Below are 18202 nucleotides of genomic sequence, written 5' to 3' on the forward strand. Positions count from 1 at the left end.
TATAGTATTTTTGGATAAAAATCAACAATGCAAAATTAATTGTCGATAAAAATGATTTTACAAAACACAAATCACATGATATTATTTGCCACTATAGAGTGAAAGGGAGGGAGATATGAAATGTACACTAAAACGGTAAAGTATTAAATATTGCATGATAAAAGGAGTGATCAAGATGATGACTCCCAATTTAATATTTTACAAAAAACATAAAAAAGGAGGCTCAATGGTACAACTAAAGAAACGCGTATTAGCCGCTCTTTTATCATTTGTGATGGTATTCTTATCAATGAGTGAATTCTTCACAGCCTATGCAGGACCACCGGGTATAGTGAATGATCCTGATATTTTGGCGGAAGTCACATATGATAGAAATGTGGTAAACAGTAGGGGAAACAGTGACTTCTATGTAGGAGAGGAAGTTTCGTTCTATGCAAATATTACGATATCATCTATTACAAGGAGTATTCCGGGAGCATATGGAGTGCTTTATATTCCAAAGAAAGTATTTCCAAGTATAAGCTCAAGTAATATTTCTACATGGATAAACAGACCTGCAAGCAACTTTTTAAGTATTGACAGCTCAGATAGCGAGTTTCACAAAGTTAAACTTAAATTTATAAGTCTTGGAGGCGGTACTACTCAGACAGTACCTTTTAAGGGAACAATAAAAGATCGTTCATTGGCAAATGATGAGACCTATGTAATTCCTTATCAGGTATATGATGCAAATGATACTTTGCTTGAGAGTACCAACAATACCTTTTCTGCAAAGACATATCCGGTAGGATATACAGATGAAAACAATAATATCAGAAGAGATTATTACTATGCAGAGGGTACAAGCAGTTTACAAAACAGTACAACTCTGGCAAATGATTTGTCTACCTTTATTCAGTTTAATACAAGAAGAACAAATTGGCCGGCAGCAGGTACATATCATGGTACAGAGACAAAGATTGTAGGTGGTGACAGAAGAAAGACAAGAATTACTGTACAGCTACCTGCAAATGAAAACTTTGATACTACAGAGACAAGAAACAGTAGTTGGACATATAATGCTGCAAATCATACTATAACTAAGGATGTGGAATTCCAAAGTAACTTAAACTACACTAATGATGGTTTCAATATCAGATATAATAATCAGACGGTAGGTACACAGGCATCTCCTGTGACAGTGGAATTTCCTATTACTTGGCAGTATATAAATGATGACGGTTCACTGGATACAGCATCACTTGAGAAGTCAAAGAGTTCTGCAAGATATTGGTCCTTTCCGAGAGTTCCGGCAGCTGATAGAGGTATTTATACAAATAAAAATGCCAGTCCGTGGAGATTTACTTTTACAGACAGAGACAAGACAGAGCATGTTTATAACATGGGTTTTAGCTGGAACTGGTATGTAGGTAATCCTGAAGAATACCCTACTATGGGGACATATCATACAAGAGTAAGCTCTGTAGTTGATACACCGGTTACAGATATGGAACTTGTGGGATATCAGATAAGAACACTTAATCCTACAGGTAAGGTTGTAGATGCAACAGGAACTATACAGACCATACCTGCACTTGATAATACACAGCTTGCAGCTCTTTCAAACAATCAACTTATAGGTACAAAGGATGATGGAAGTGAGGAAGTAATTGCTACAAATATTCAAATTACAAGTAATTCTGATGAGGTTAGACTTCCGACTCCTAAATTCTATAAGAAGATAGAGCTTAAGTTTACAAATCCTATAGAGATTCAGGCTCCTACCTCAAGAGTAGTGGATATAAGATATAGATTCCGTTTTGAAGAAAATGCGTATAATACTACAAAAGCTCTGTTGGCATCAAAGCCAAACAATGCAAACAGTAATGTTCAGACAAGAAATAGTGTAACAGTAACCGGAGATAATGGTGCCGGAAGAACATGGACAGCCGGTGGTAGTGATTATGTTACCTGGACAAAGGCTTTTGCGGCAGAGTATGAGCATGATACACAGAATCAGAATCTTGGAACAAAGTATCTGAACGAAGAGTTCGGTATGACTGACAATGTAAGATTCCATTACTACTTACCACCAGGTGGTAGAAAAATAAAAAATCCGAAGTTCTTCGTACTTGCAGATCCTGCACTTGAGTTTAAGAGCATTCAGACCAGTACAGGCTATACTCCTGAACTTACACCTGCTGTTATGAGTAACTACAGAGTGGAATATAACTTTAAGAACACAGGAAAGACAGCTTATATATGGGATCTTCCGGATATAAATATTCCTGAGGGAAATGACAGATATAATAATGTATACTTCAGTACCAGATTTAAGACTACAAGAAATATGGCAGGCGGTCAGAATAGTATCGACACCTATTTGTCTTGGGATAATAATGAAGAGGCTACTTCTAATGAAGTACTCGGTAAGTACGAAGATGTACTTGACCTTGATAATGACGGAAACACCACAGAGAAGTTTAGTAGTAAGAAGGCTACATATCTTTACTCACCGCCTTTAGAGTTGATCCTTACAAAGAGATCAAAGAGAGCAGATTCAGATGTTGCTCAATTTTCATCGCTTACAACACCTGACAGTGAGCAGATAGTAGACTATAAGCTTAATATCTTTAATAACTCTATAACAGGAGTTAGCGGATTTACATTCTTTGATATCCTGCCACATGTGGGTGATAAGGCAATTGCACCTGATCAGCAGGGTAACTATGCTAACAGAGGTTCAACATACAGACTTGGACTTACAGGTCCACTTGATCCTAATCCAAACTATACATATGAATACAGTACAACCCCTGTTACAGAAGGAAATATAGCTGCAAACTATGCAGGAGCTACATGGACTTCATCAGTATCAGACTGGTCAGCTGTTACTATGTTCAGAATAAAGATGAAGCCTGGATATACACTGGCAAGTGGATCATCAGATGATATTACATTCAGAGCAAAGATGCCTGATACCACTCCGCTTGATACCACAAACAAAGCGGTAAATACCTTTGCGGGATTTGCCGGAGACAGCTATACAGGTGCATTTGAGGCACTCAGCAATGTTGTAATACCAAAGAAATATAAGATCAGCGGTAAGATCTACTATGATGTTCCACCTGCAGGTGGAAGCGGAAACGGTACATATCTTACAACTGATGATGACGTACCTGCAGCAGGCAGAACGGTAAGTCTTTATGATGCAAGCGGTAATCCGGTACTTGATGAATCAGGTAATCCGATGACTACCACAGCCAATGCAAACGGAGACTACGCATTTGACAACATTTCAAGAGCAGGAACATACAAAGTAGTGATAACACCGGGAGTAGGAGATACAATAAGTACAAACCGTGTTACATCTACATCACTAATAATAGGAAATGACTTTGCTGACGGAACTCAGGGAAGCAATCCTGTATTTGATACAAGCGTAACACTTACACCAAGTGATGATAAGAAAACAGCAAACGCTGCGCTTGTGGCAAGTAATTCTACATTAAAAGTAAAATATGTAGATATGGCAGGCAATCCGATACCGCTTGATGACGGAAGCGGAAATGTGGCCGATACGGACAGTGTTCACGGCTTTAGAGATCCATATACGGTGACACCGCCTACAACACTTACAGGTGTGGCTAATTATGAGTATGCGGAGCCGGATCTTACAAACGGCAGACCGCTTACAGGAACATTAAATCCGGGACAGAATGTCGTAGTATTAAAATACAAGAGAAAGACTGCAGGAAATATAACAGTAAACCACTTTGAAGTAGGTGGAAGTACACAGTTATATACCCCTACGGGAGCGACAGCACCAAGTGCGGAAACTTATGTAGGTACAGAAAAACTTGGATTAACAGAGAATCTTACAAACAAAGAAGCAGACATCGCAAACTTCGAGTATGTAAGCACAGAAGTAACCGGAGCACCGTCAGCGACATCGCCAACAGCTACAGGTGATACAACAGTTACATATCAAACAGCACCACAGACAGTAACCTACAGATACAAGAGAAAAGATGCTGCAAATATAACAGTCAACCACTATGAAGTGGGAGGAAGTACCCAGCTTTATACACCTGCGGGAGCGGCAGCACCAAGTGCAGAGACAATCTCGGGAGCAGGAAAGCTTGGAACTACACAAAATCTTACAAACAAAGCATCAGACATCGCAAACTTTGAATATGTAAGTACAGATGTTACCGGAGCATCAAGTGCAACAACACCGACATCGACAGGTGCAACAACACTTACTCACGGAAACACACCACAGACAGTAACTTATTACTATAAGAGAAAAAATGCGGGAGATGTTATAGTACATCACTATGAGCAGGGAACAACAACACAGCTTGTACCTGATGTAACATTAAACGGAACAAACAAGCTTGGATTGCCATATAATACAACAACACAGACAATTCCAAACTTTACGGTAGTAACAGTGCCGACAAACCAAAACGGTACATACCAACCGGGAACACAGACAGTAACTTATTACTACAAGAGAAATGATGCAGGAAATGTTATAGTAAACTTTGTAGAACAGGGAACAAACACTCCACTTAAGAGTCCGGAGACAAAGAGCGGAGCAGGCAAGCTTGGTCTAGCTTATACAACAACACCTGATACTTTCGCAAACTATGAGCTTGTAAGTGCAACACCTACAAATCATACAGGAAATTATCCACCGGCAGGAAGTGATATCACAGTAACTTATGTTTACAGAAGAAAGAATGCCGGAAATATAACAGTAAACCACTACGAGGTAGGCGGAAGTACACAGCTTTACACACCGGCAGGTTCAGCAAGCGCTTCAGCAGAGAACTTTAACGGAAGCGGAAAGCTTGGACTTTCTGAAAATCTCACAAATAAGGCGGCAGATATAGCCAACTTTGAGTATGTAAGCGTAGATATAACCGGAGCAAGCGGAGCAAGCACACCGAATGCAAGCGGTGATACAGGCGTAACATACCAGACAGGAAATCAGGTAGTGACATACAGATATAAGCGTAAAGATGCGGCAAATATCACAGTACATCACTACATTGACGGAACAACCACAGAACTTTACACACCGGCAGGAGCATTGACACCGGGACCTGAGACAATAAACGGAAGTGGAAAGTTAGGACTTACAGAGAACCTTACAAACAGATCGGCAGATATAGCTAATTATGAGTTTGTAGGAGTGGATGTAAGCAGTGCTGCAAGTGCAACAACCCCAAGTGCAACAGGAGCAACAACTCTTACACATGGAAATGCACCGCAGACAGTAATCTATAAGTACAGAAGAAAGAATGCTGGAAATATCGTAGTTAACCACTACGAGGTTGGCGGAAGTACACAGCTTTATACACCAGCAGGAGCAGCATCACCAAGTGCACAGACCTTTGACGGAAGCGGAAAGCTTGGACTTGTTGAAAACCTTACAAACAAGGAAGCAGATATAGCTAACTATGAGTTTGTAAACGTGGAAGTAACTGCAGCACCGGGAGCAAGTACCCCGACAGCTACAGGAGCTACAGGAGTTACATACAGAGCAGGAACTCAGACAGTAACCTATAGATACAGAAGAAAGAATGCAGCAAACATAACAGTACATCACTACGAGGACGGAACAACAACAGAGCTTTACACACCTGCAGGAGCGGCTGCACCAAGTGCGGAGACAATCTCAGGAGCAGGAAAGCTTGGAACAAATGAAAACCTAAATAACAGAGCGGCTGATATAGCAAACTTTGAATATGTAGGAATTGATGTAAGCGGAGCACCAAGTGCAACAAGCCCAAGCAGCACAGGAGCAACAACCCTTACACATGGAAACAATGCACAGACAGTAATCTATAAGTACAAGAGAAAAGATGCAGGAAATGTTATAGTAAACTTTGTAGAGCAGGGAACAAACACTCCACTTAAGAGTCCTGTTACAATGAACGGAGCAGGAAAGCTTGGTTTACCATATACAACAACACCTGATACTTTCGCAAACTATGAGCTTGTAAGTGCAACACCTGCAAACCATAGTGGAAACTACCCAAATGCAGGAAATGATATAACTGTAACCTATATTTATAGACGCAAGAACTCAGGAAATATCACAGTAAATCACTTTGAGGCAGGAACAACAAATCAGCTTTACAAACCGTCAGGAGCGGCAGCACCAAGTGCACAGACTTTCGACGGAACAGGAAAGCTTGGATTAAGTGAAAACCTCACAAATAAAGAAGCAGCTATCTCAAACTACGAGTATGTAAGTGTAGATGTAACCGGAGCAGGCGGAGCAAATACCCCGACAGCAAGCGGAGATACTACAGTTACATATCAGACAGGTAATCAGGTAGTAAACTATTACTACAAGAGAAAAGATGCTTCAAATATAACAATACATCACTACGAGGACGGAACAACAACAGAGCTTTACACACCTGCAGGAGCGGCCGGCCCAAGTGCAGAGGTCATCTCAGGAAGTGGAAAGCTTGGAACAAATGAAAACCTTACAAACAAGGAAGCAAATATAGCAAACTTTGAGTATGTAAGTGTGGATGTAAGCGGAGCTCCAAGTGCGACAACACCTGGAACAAATGGAGCAACAACCCTTACACATGGAAATGCACCACAGACAGTAATCTATAAGTACAGAAGAAAAGATGTGGGAAATGTATTGGTACATCACTACGAAGCGGGAACTACAACATCAGTATCACCTGATGAGAACTTAAGCGGAGTAGGAAAGTCAGGACTTACATACACAACAAGCCCTGCAACTGTAGCAAACTACACAGTAGTAAATACAACACCTACTAACCACACAGGAACATATCCAAATACCGGAACAACAGTAGTAACATATGAGTACAAGAGAAACGATGGAGGAAATGTAATAGTACATCATTACGAGGATGGAACAACAACTCCACTTGTACCTGATACTACACTAAATGGAAGTGGAAAGCTTGGTCTACCATATACTACTACAGAGCATAACATACCAAACTTTACGCTAGTAGCTCAGCCGTCAAATAAGAATGGAACATATACAAGCGGTAATCAGGAAGTAACCTATTTTTATAGAAGAAATGATGCCGGAAATGTATTGGTACATCACGTAGAGCAGGGAACAACAAATGCAGTATCAGCAGATGAGACCTTAAGTGGAGTAGGCAAGTCAGGACTAACATATACTACAAGTCCGGCAAATGTAGCAAACTACACAGTAGTAAGCACAACCCCTACAAACCACACAGGAATCTATCCAAATAGTGGAACAACAGTAGTAACCTATGAGTATGTAAGAAACAATGCAGGAAATGTAATAGTACATCATTACGAGGATGGAACAACAACTCCACTTGTACCGGATACAACATTAAACGGAAGTGGAAAACTAGGTCTTCCATATACTACTACAGAGCACAGTATTCCAAACTTTACATTGGTAGCCCAGCCAAGTAATAAGAATGGAACATATACAAGCGGTAATCAGGAAGTAACATACTTCTATAGAAGAAATGATGCCGGAAATGTATTGGTACATCATTACGAAGCCGGAACTACAACATCAGTATCACCGGATGAGAATCTAAGTGGTGCAGGAAAGTCAGGACTTACATATAATACAAGTCCTGCAACAGTAGCAAACTTTACAGTAGTAAATGCGACACCAACAGACCATACAGGAACCTATCCAAGTAGTGGAACAACAGTAGTAACCTATGAGTATGTAAGAAATGATGCTCAGAGTGTAACTGTAAAATATGTAGAACAGGGAAGTGGAACACCACTGGATACAGATGATGTAATGGGAGGAGCAGGAAAACTGGGACTACCATATACAACAACAGAAAAGAATATCCCTAACTACGAGTTGGTAGCACAACCTGTAAATAAGAACGGTACATATACCAATACACCACAGACAGTAATCTATGAATATAGAAGAATGCCTGCGGGAGATGTAACAAGTATTTATGTAGATGAGGATGGAAATGAGATAGATATACCTGAGACCCAAAGCGGAACAGGAAAGCTAGGTCTTCCATATACAACTACATCAAAGACAATACCAAACTTCACATTAGTGAGCATACCTGCAAATGCAAATGGAACATTTATACCTGGTCCACAGACAGTAACCTATGTATATAGAAGAGCAGATGCCGGAGATGTAACGGTATACCACAAGTCCGTATATGATAATAGCGACTTAAGCACACCTACAGTACTTGACGGAAGCAGAAAGCTGGGACTTCCATATACAACAACCCCTGAGACTTACTCAGACTATGAGATAGATACTATACCTGGAAATGCAACAGGAACATATGTAAGCGGAAGCCAAAGTGTAACCTATCTCTATAAGAGAAAGCAGTCAGGTGGAGTAGTAGTAAATTATCTGGACAATCATGGAAACAGGATTGAGACACCTGATACAATAACAGGAAGTGATAATGTAGGTTTGCCATATACAACAACACCAAAGACCATACCAAACTATAGACTGATAATAGTACCGCCAAATGCAAATGGAGTATTTACAGTACCACCAATAACAGTAAATTATATCTATAAGCGTGAGGATGCGGGAGATGTTGTAATCGAGCATATAGATGAGAATGGAAATGTACCACTGGAAACACCGGAGGTACTGGATGGAAGTGAGAAGCTGGGAGAGAGCTATACATCAAGTTCAAAAGTATTTGAAAACTACGATCTAATAAGTGTGCCAAGTAATGCAAATGGAGTATTTACAAGTGGAAGCCAGAGTGTGACATATGTATATCGCAGAAAGGATGCCGGAGATGTAATAGCCCATTATGTAGATACAGCAGGACTACCAATAGAGAGTGATGAAATACTTGATGGAAGTAGAAGCCTAGGCCTACCATATGAAACAGCATCAAAGGAGATAGCAGGATATACTTTACTGTTAGTAAGGGGATCAGAGACAGGAGTATTTAGCCCGGGAAGAATAGAAGTAACTTATATTTATAAGAAGAATCCTGGACAAGTAATAATACCACAACCTGTAATACCGGTTACTCCGGTAACACCGGGAAGCATAACTCCTATAAGTCCAGTAACACCGGGAGGAGTGACTCCGGTAACACCGGAAGGAAGTATCCCTTCAAGGATAGCTACCCCAAGCCAGATAAATCGTCCGGGTGATAGATATCAGGATTTGGTAATCAGACCGACTGCAACTCCATCAATAGCAACATCATCAAATGTAAGCAGAGGAGGAAGCACAGGTGCAGGAGGAAGTAGTACGCTAAGAACTGAAAAGGTAAATACAGTTACTGACGGACAATCAAAGAGTGACAAGGAATTAATCTTGATAGATAATGCAACACCATCAAGAGAGCCACAAAAGTCAGATTATCAAAAAGAAACAAAGCAAACGACATCAGCAACATCAGCAACAAGAATCGGATTATCGGTTCCAAAGACAGAGGATACAAAAGATATGAGAGGATATATATTTGCTCTTATAACATCACTGACAGCTGTAATGGCACTTGCACTCAAGAAAAAAGAAGATAGATAATTTTTTCGGCTCCCGACTTAGGTTGGGAGCTTTTTTGAACATAAATATATTTAGTGTTCATAAAACTACAGAATAGATTTTATTTTTTAATAAAAATTTAAAAATACATTTCATTATTTTGCAAGTTATGTTATAAGTATATGCAGAGTAAGAGTGTTAAGGAGGAGAAAAGTATGATTTGAAAATATTGCAGAATCAGGCTTTTGGAGTGATCAATAAGATGACTCCTATATTTGATTACAATAAAATTAATAAGGAGGTTTAATGAAGCAATTTAGAAAACGCTTTTTAGCTATGCTATTATCTTTTGTGATGGTTTTTCTGTCAATGGGAGATATGCTTACGGCTTATGCCGGACCACCGGGGGTGGTTGATGACCCGGATATATTATCAAGCATTACATATGATGATGTGGCAACAGCTGCAAGAGGAAACACAGACTTTTATGTAGGTGAAGAAGTACCGTTCTATGCAAAAATCAGAATTTCATCACCGTCAAGAAGTTTGCCAGGGGCATATTCAAAACTTTATTTGCCAAAGAAAGTATTTGGAAATTATATAAGTTCATCAAATATTTCGACATGGTTAAACAGGCCGGCAACAGACTATCTAAGTATTGATAATACCAGTGACAACGAATACATAATTGTTACAATGAAGTATAATACTTTAGGTGGAGGTGTAACTCAGACAGTGCCTTTTAAGGCAACAATACAGCCGAACTCGCTTGCCAATAATGAGACTTATACAATACCTTGGCAGGTATACAGTGCTGACGGAACACTGCTTGAAAGCAATAACAATACCTTTACAGCCAAGACATATCCTATAGGATATACGAGTGAGACAAGCAATTATTCAAACACTTTCAGCTTTTTACAGGGAAGTTCAGATCTGCAAAATAACACTACTTTATCAAATGATAATGTCAGTAGAATATATATATATACAAACAGAACCGACTGGCCTGCAGCAGGAACATTTCATGGTACTTCTACCAAGAATATAGGTTCAGACAGAAGAAAGACAAGGCTTACAGTACAGCTTCCGGCTAATGAGAGGTTCGATACAACCGATCCAAATAATGCGGGATGGACATATAATGCAAGTAACCATACCATAACCAGAGATAAACAGTATGGAAATATCTATACGGAATATGATTATTTCTATATTAAGTATAATAATCAGGCTGTAGGTACTACATACCCATATGAAACAGTATCTTTTCCGATTTCTTGGCAGTATGTAAATGATGACGGGTCGTTAGATGCGGCATCTCTTGAGAAATCTGTAGTTACCGCCAGATATAGTTCATATCCGGGAACTCCGCCTACAGACGGAAATATCTATTTCAGAAAGTCGACAAATTCGCCATATACAATCTTGCTTGGAGATCAGGATACAACTATTCATAGTTATACTATGAGTGCGTATTGGTACTGGAGTACAGGAACTCCGTCACAGTATCCGGTACAAGGAGCATATCATCATACAATAGATTCTATTGAGGATACTCCTGAAGTGGATATGGATTTTATATCATATAAAATAAGATATCCTAATGCAACAGGATATGTTCAGGGAACTACAGGTTCGACTTCGTATCAGTCTATTCCTGTACTGGATGCCACACAGCAGGCAGCACTTTCACATAATAAACTTATAGGTACAAAGGCGGATGGAAGTACGGAAATAATAGCTACAAACATATCTATTACTTCTGATTCCACAGAGGTTACATTACCTGCACCTAAGCACTATAAAAAAATAGAACTTAAGTTTGACAATCCTATAGAAGTACAGGCTGTAGGCTCAAATGCAATAGAAATTGTATATAAGTTCAGATTGGAGCAGGGCGCTTACAATAATGTAAAGAACCAGCTTGCTCCTATGCCTAACAATTCAAATTCAAGTGTATATACTTATAACAAAGCCACATTGAAAGCGGACACGGGAAAGGCTTCAGCAATTACTCCTTCAGCCAGAGACTGGGCAAAATGGACAAAGGCTTTTGCTTACGAGTACCAGCATTATTATCAAAATAATGACCTGGGAACAAAATACATCAATGATATAGCAAGCGTGTCTGATAATATACAGTTCTATTACAACTTAGGTGCCGGCGGCAGAGATATAAAAAATCCTAAGTATTATGTTTTGGCAGATCCGGGATTTGAGTTTCAAGAATTAACCGGAAATAATTATTATAATCCTCAATTGACACCGGCTGTTTTAAGCAATTACAGAGTGGAGTATAACTTTAAAAATACAGGAAAGACTGCATATATATGGGATTTTCCTGATTTGAATTTACCTCAAGGAAACAGTACATACTACTATTTATATCTGTATCCTAAATTTAAGTTTACCAGAAATGTTACGGCAGGACCGGGTACTATAGATACGTATCTTTCTTGGGATAATAATGAGGAAGCTCCTGTAAGCAGTCAGATACCTGGACTTTATGCGGATACACTTGATCTAGACAATGACGGTAATACTACAGAGAAGTTCTCAAGTAAGCAGGAGAAGTATGTATATACTCCACCTCTTGAGCTTATATTAACAAAGAGATCAAAGAGAGCCGATGCCGGAAATACACAGTACTCATCTATTACCACTCCGGACAGTGAGCAGATAGTAGATTATCAGCTAAATATCTTTAACAACTCGGTTGATCCGGTGAGCGGATATACATTCTTTGATATCCTGCCTCATGTAGGTGATAAGGCTGTAGCACCTGATCAGCAGGGTAACTATGCAGATAGAGGTTCTACATATAAGGTAACTTTGACAGGGCCTATTACTGCAAATCCAAACTATACTTATGAGTATAGTACAACACCTGTTACAGAAGGGAATATAGCTGCAAACTATGCAGGAGCAACATGGGTTACATCAGTATCGGACTGGTCTCAGGTAACTATGCTCAGAGCAAAGATGAAGCCGGGACATGTACTTTCAAGTCACAGTACTGATATAATTACATTTAAAGCAAAGATGCCAAGTACAGTACCGCTTGATACTACAGATAAGGCGGTAAATACATTTGCAGGATTCTCAGGTGATAATTATACAGGAGCCTTCGAAGCACTAGCTAATACTGTAACACCTAAGAAGTACAAAATAAGCGGTAAGATTTACTATGATGTACCTCCTACAGGTGGAACTGCAAACGGTACATATCTTACAACAGATGATGATGCACCTGCTGCAGGAAGAAGTGTAGCACTCTATAAATCAGATGGAACACCGGTTATAGGAACAGACGGAAACCCTGTAACTACTATAGCTGATAGTAATGGTGACTATTCATTTGACAATATCTCAACTCAGGGTACATACAAGGTAGTAGTTACTCCGGGTACGGGAGATACATTAAGCGGAATACATGTTACTTCAACATCACTTGTAATAGGTAATGATTTTAACAACGCTACACTTGGAGGAAATGCTGTATTTGAGGCAAATGTCACAGTAACACCGAGTGCGGATAAAAAGACTGCCAATGCGGCCCTTGAAGCAAGCAATTCAACACTTAAAGTAAAGTATGTAGATATGTCAGGTAATCCGATACCTCTTGATGACGGAAGCGGAAATGTGCCGGATACAGATTCTACACATACATTTAGAGCGGCATATAATGTTACTCCACCGACTGCACTTACAGGTGTAACAAACTTTGAATATGCTGAGCCTGATCTTACAAACGGCAGACCTCTTACCGGTACACTGAATCCGGGTCAGAATGTCGTTATACTTAAGTATAAGAGAAAACAGGCGGGAGATATTACAGTACACCACTATGAGGTGGGTCAGACTACCGAACTTTATAAACCGGCAGGAGCTACTACTACAAGTGCAGAGGTATTTGACGGTACTGCTAAGCTTGGACTGACTGAGAACCTTACAAATAAGTCGGCAGATATTCCAAACTTTGAATATGTAAGTGTAGATAGAAGCGGTGCAAACTCAGCTACAACACCAAGTGCAATAGGAGCTACAACAGTAACATATCAGACAGCTCCACAGACTGTAACTTATTATTACAAGAGGAAGAATGCAGCTAATATTACAGTTCACCACTATGAGGATGGAACTACAACAGAGCTTTATACACCTACAGGAGCAAGTACTCCTACTGCAGTTACTATCTCAGGTAGTGGCAAGCTGGGACTTACAGAGGATCTTACAAATAAAGCGACTGATATACCAAACTATGAATATGTGAGTGTTGATGTAGCCGGAGCACCAAGTGCAACAGCACCGGGTACAGCAGGAGAAACAACTCTTACACATGGAAGCACTGCACAAACAGTAATCTATAAGTATAAACGAAAAGATGCCGGAAATGTTATAGTACATCACTATGAGCAGGGAACAACAACGCAGTTAGTACCGGATATGACATTAAATGGTACAGGAAAGCTTGGATTGCCTTATACAACAACCACTCAGGCTATACCAAACTTTACAGTGGTAACAGTACCGGCAAATCAGAATGGTACATATCAAACCGGTGCTCAAACAGTAACTTATTACTATAAGAGAAATGACGCAGGAAATATCACTGTAAATCATTATGAAGTAGGAGGAAGTACACAGCTTTATACACCGGCAGGAGCGGCTGCACCAAGTGCGGAGGTATTTGACGGTACAGGAAAGCTTGGACTGAGCGAGACATTTGTAAACAGAGAAGCCGACATAGCCAACTATGAATATGTCAGTGTTGATACAAGTGGAGCACCGGGACTTACAGCAACTGGAGGCTCAGGACAGACAAATGTCACATATCAGACCGGAGCTCAAACAGTAACTTATAGATATAGAAGAAAGAATGCTGCAAATATCACAGTTCATCATTACGAAGATGGAACTACAACAGAGCTTTATACACCGGCAGGAGCAACTACTCCTAGTGCAGTTACGATCTCAGGAAATGGAAAGCTTGGATTGACTGAAAATCTTACAAACAAGGAAGCAGATATAACAAATTACGAGTTTGTAGGTGTGGATGTAAGTGGAGCACCAAGTGCAACAAGCCCGGGAGCGACAGGAGCTACAACACTTACGCATGGAACTACAGCACAGACTGTTATCTATAAGTACAGAAGAAAAGATGCCGGAAATGTTGTTGTAAATTATGTGGAGCAGGGAACTAATGTACCTCTGAAGACTCCTGATACCCTAAATGGAGCAGGAAAACTTGGACTGACATATACAACTACTCCGCAAAACTTTAATAATTATGATCTTGTCAGTGCAACACCGGCAAATCATACCGGAAACTATCCTAATGCAGGAAATGATATTACTGTAACCTATGTGTATAGAAGAAAGGATGCAGGAAATATTACTGTAAACCACTTTGAAGTGGGAGGAAGTACACAACTTTACAAGCCGGCAGGTTCAGCTACAGTAGCGCCGGAAAGCTTCGTAGGAACAGGAAAGCTTGGATTATCTGAGAACCTTGGAAATAGAGAAGCTGATATAGCCGATTATGAGTTTGTAAGCGTTGACACTACCGGAGCATCGGGAGCAAATACTCCTAGCGCAACCGGAGACACAGCGGTTACATATGTAGCAGGAAATCAGACTGTAACTTATAGATACAGAAGAAAGGATGCTGCAAATATAGTTGTTCATCACTACGAGGTCGGAACAACAAATGAACTCTATACACCGGCAGGAGCAGGAGCTGTAGGACCGGAGATTATCTCAGGAACCGGAAAACTTGGAACAAATGAAAATCTTACAAATCAGGCTGCTAATATAGCAAACTTTGAGTATGTAAATGTGGATGTCAGTGGAGCACCAAGTGCAACAAGCCCGGGAGCAAATGGAGCTACAACACTTACACATGGAACTAATCAACAGACTGTAATCTATACATATAGAAGAAAGAATGCAGGAAATGTATTAGTTCATCACTATGAAAATGGTACAACAACATCAGTGTCCGCTGATGAGAACCTAAGTGGCGTAGGAAAGCTTGGACTAACATATAATACAAGCCCGGCAAGTGTAGCTAATTATACTGTAGTAAGCACAACACCTACAAATCACACAGGAAATTATCCGGCAAGTGGAACAACGGTAGTAACATATTATTACACCAGAGATGATGCAGGAGATGTAACAGTTCATCACTATGAAGATGGTACAACCACTCCATTGATGCCTGATATTACAATAAGTGGTACAGGTAAGCTTGGACTTCCATACACTACTACAGAGCATAATATTCCAAACTTTACACTGGTAGCCCAGCCGGTTAATAAGAATGGAACATATACTGTAGGAAATCAGGAGGTTACATATTTCTATAGAAGAAATGATGCCGGAAATGTAATAGTACATCACTATGAAAACGGAACAACAACATCTGTATCTCCTGATGAGAATCTAAGTGGTGTAGGTAAACTAGGACTTACTTATAGTACAAATTCTGCAAATATACCTAACTATACTGTTGTAAATGCAACACCACTAGACCATGCAGGAAATTATCCGGCAAGTGGAACAATAGTAGTAACATATCTCTACACAAGAAACGATGCCGAAGATGTGACTGTAAAATATCTTGAACAGGGAAGTGGTACACCACTTGATACGGATGATGTATTGAATGGAGCAGGAAAGCTTGGATTGCCATATACTACTACAGAGAAGAATATTCCTAACTATGAACTGGTAGCCCAACCGGTTAATAAGAATGGTACATACAGTAACACACCACAGACAGTAATCTATGAATATAGAAGAATGGCTGCAGGAGATGTAACAAGCGTTTATGTAGATGATGAAGGTAATGAAGTTTCCACACCGGATGTTCAATCAGGAGCAGGAAAGCTTGGTTTGCCATATACTACTACAGCAAAGACTATACCAAACTTTACTTTAGTAAGTGTGCCAAGTAATGCAAATGGAACATTTACAAGTGGCCCACAGACAGTAACCTATGTTTACAGAAGAGCCGATGCGGGAGATGTAACTGTATATCACAAGTCAGTATATGATAATAGTGATTTAAGTACACCAACAGTGCTTGATGGAACAAGAAAGCTTGGACTTCCATATACTACAAGTCCTGAGACGTATTCAGACTTTGAGGTAACTACTGTGCCAAGTAATGCAAATGGAACATTTACAAGTGGTCCACAGACAGTAACTTATCTCTATAAGAGAAAGCAATCAGGTGGAGTAAAGGTAAATTATTTGGATAATCATGGAAATAGTATTGAAACACCGGATACAATAACAGGAAGTGACAATGTGGGCTTACCATATACTACATCACCAAAGACTATTCAATACTATGATTTGATAACAGTACCGGCTAATGCAAATGGAACATTTACTGTAGCACCTATTACAGTAGATTACATTTACAAGCGTCAAGATGCCGGAGATGTGGTTATTGAGCATATAGATGAGAATGGAAATGTACCTCTAGAGACTCCGGAGGTATTGGATGGAACAGAGAAACTTGGAATGCCATATACTTCAAGTGTGAAAGCATTTGAAAACTTTGATGTAATAAGCGTACCAAGTAATGCTAATGGAACATTTGAAAGTGGAAGTCAGACTGTGACATATGTATATCGCAGAAAAGATGCGGGAGATGTAATTGCCCATTATGTAGATACTGCATGGCTTCCAATAGAGAGTGATGAAATACTTGATGGTACAAGAAGCCTTGGCTTGCCATATGCAACCAATGCAAAGGATATCGAAGGATATACGCTATATCTTGTACAGGGTTCTGAGACCGGAGTATTTACAAGTGGTACAATAACAGTAACTTATGTTTATAAGAAGAATCCGGGACAGGTAATAATACCACAACCTGTAGTTCCAACAATTCCGGTTACACCTGGAATAATAACACCAGGAACTCCAGGAAGTATAAGTCCTATAATACCGGGAACACCAGGAACAGTAACTCCGGTCACACCGGGAAGCGTAACTCCTATAATTCCGGGAACACCAGGTTCAGTAAATCAGGTAACACCGGATGGAACTACTCCTTCAAGAATAGCTACACCAAGTCAGATAAATCGTCCGGGTGATAGATACCAGGATTTGGTTATTAGACCAACAGCAACACCATCTATTGCAACATCATCAAATGGAAGCAGAGGTGGAAGTTCGTCAGGTGGAAATTCAACAGTTAGACCTGGAAAGGCGGTAACAGTAGATAACGGACAGTCTAAGAATGGACTAAAACTTGAGGATCCAATCATAGACAAGCCAAATGTGGATACAACAAAATCTACACCACAAAAGGCTACATTGACTCCGAATACAAGAATTGCATTATCAGTTCCAAAGACAGAAGATGCAAAAGATATGAGAGGATATATATTTGCCCTTATTACCTCTCTGACAGCTGCAATAATAATTGCACTCAAGAAAAAAGAAAAAGTATAATTTTTGTCCCTCGGCAAAAGCCGGGGGATTTTTAAATGGTAAAAAAATGTAAACACTGCATTTAAAATGAGTTACACATTTTTAAGAAACCGTATAGATTTGGTAAGGATTTTTTTAAGTGATGTGTGATATGATATTATGACACCATAGATAATAAGAAAATTTCAAGAAAATATCAAAAATCTACAAAAATATGGAAATCATCGCAAAATAAACCATATCATCGCA

The 18202-nt window shown here is 39.7% G+C and carries 2 protein-coding genes; both read left to right on the forward strand.

Features of this window, described 5'->3' with window-relative positions:
• Positions 1-226: 226 nt before the first annotated feature.
• Positions 227-9538 carry a MucBP domain-containing protein gene (locus D4A81_RS00460; RefSeq protein ID WP_162902535.1) on the forward strand — a complete coding sequence of 3104 codons (9312 nt, stop codon included), beginning with the start codon at positions 227-229 and terminating at the stop codon, positions 9536-9538.
• 264 nt (positions 9539-9802) lie between these two features.
• The gene (locus tag D4A81_RS13605; RefSeq protein WP_111526053.1) at positions 9803-17974 is read left to right on the forward strand and encodes a MucBP domain-containing protein; all 8172 of its coding nucleotides are present in this window, start codon (positions 9803-9805) and stop codon (positions 17972-17974) included.
• The last annotated feature ends 228 nt before the right edge of the window (positions 17975-18202 follow it).

The organism is Lachnoanaerobaculum umeaense (assembly GCF_003589745.1).
Lineage (GTDB): Bacteria > Bacillota > Clostridia > Lachnospirales > Lachnospiraceae > Lachnoanaerobaculum > Lachnoanaerobaculum umeaense.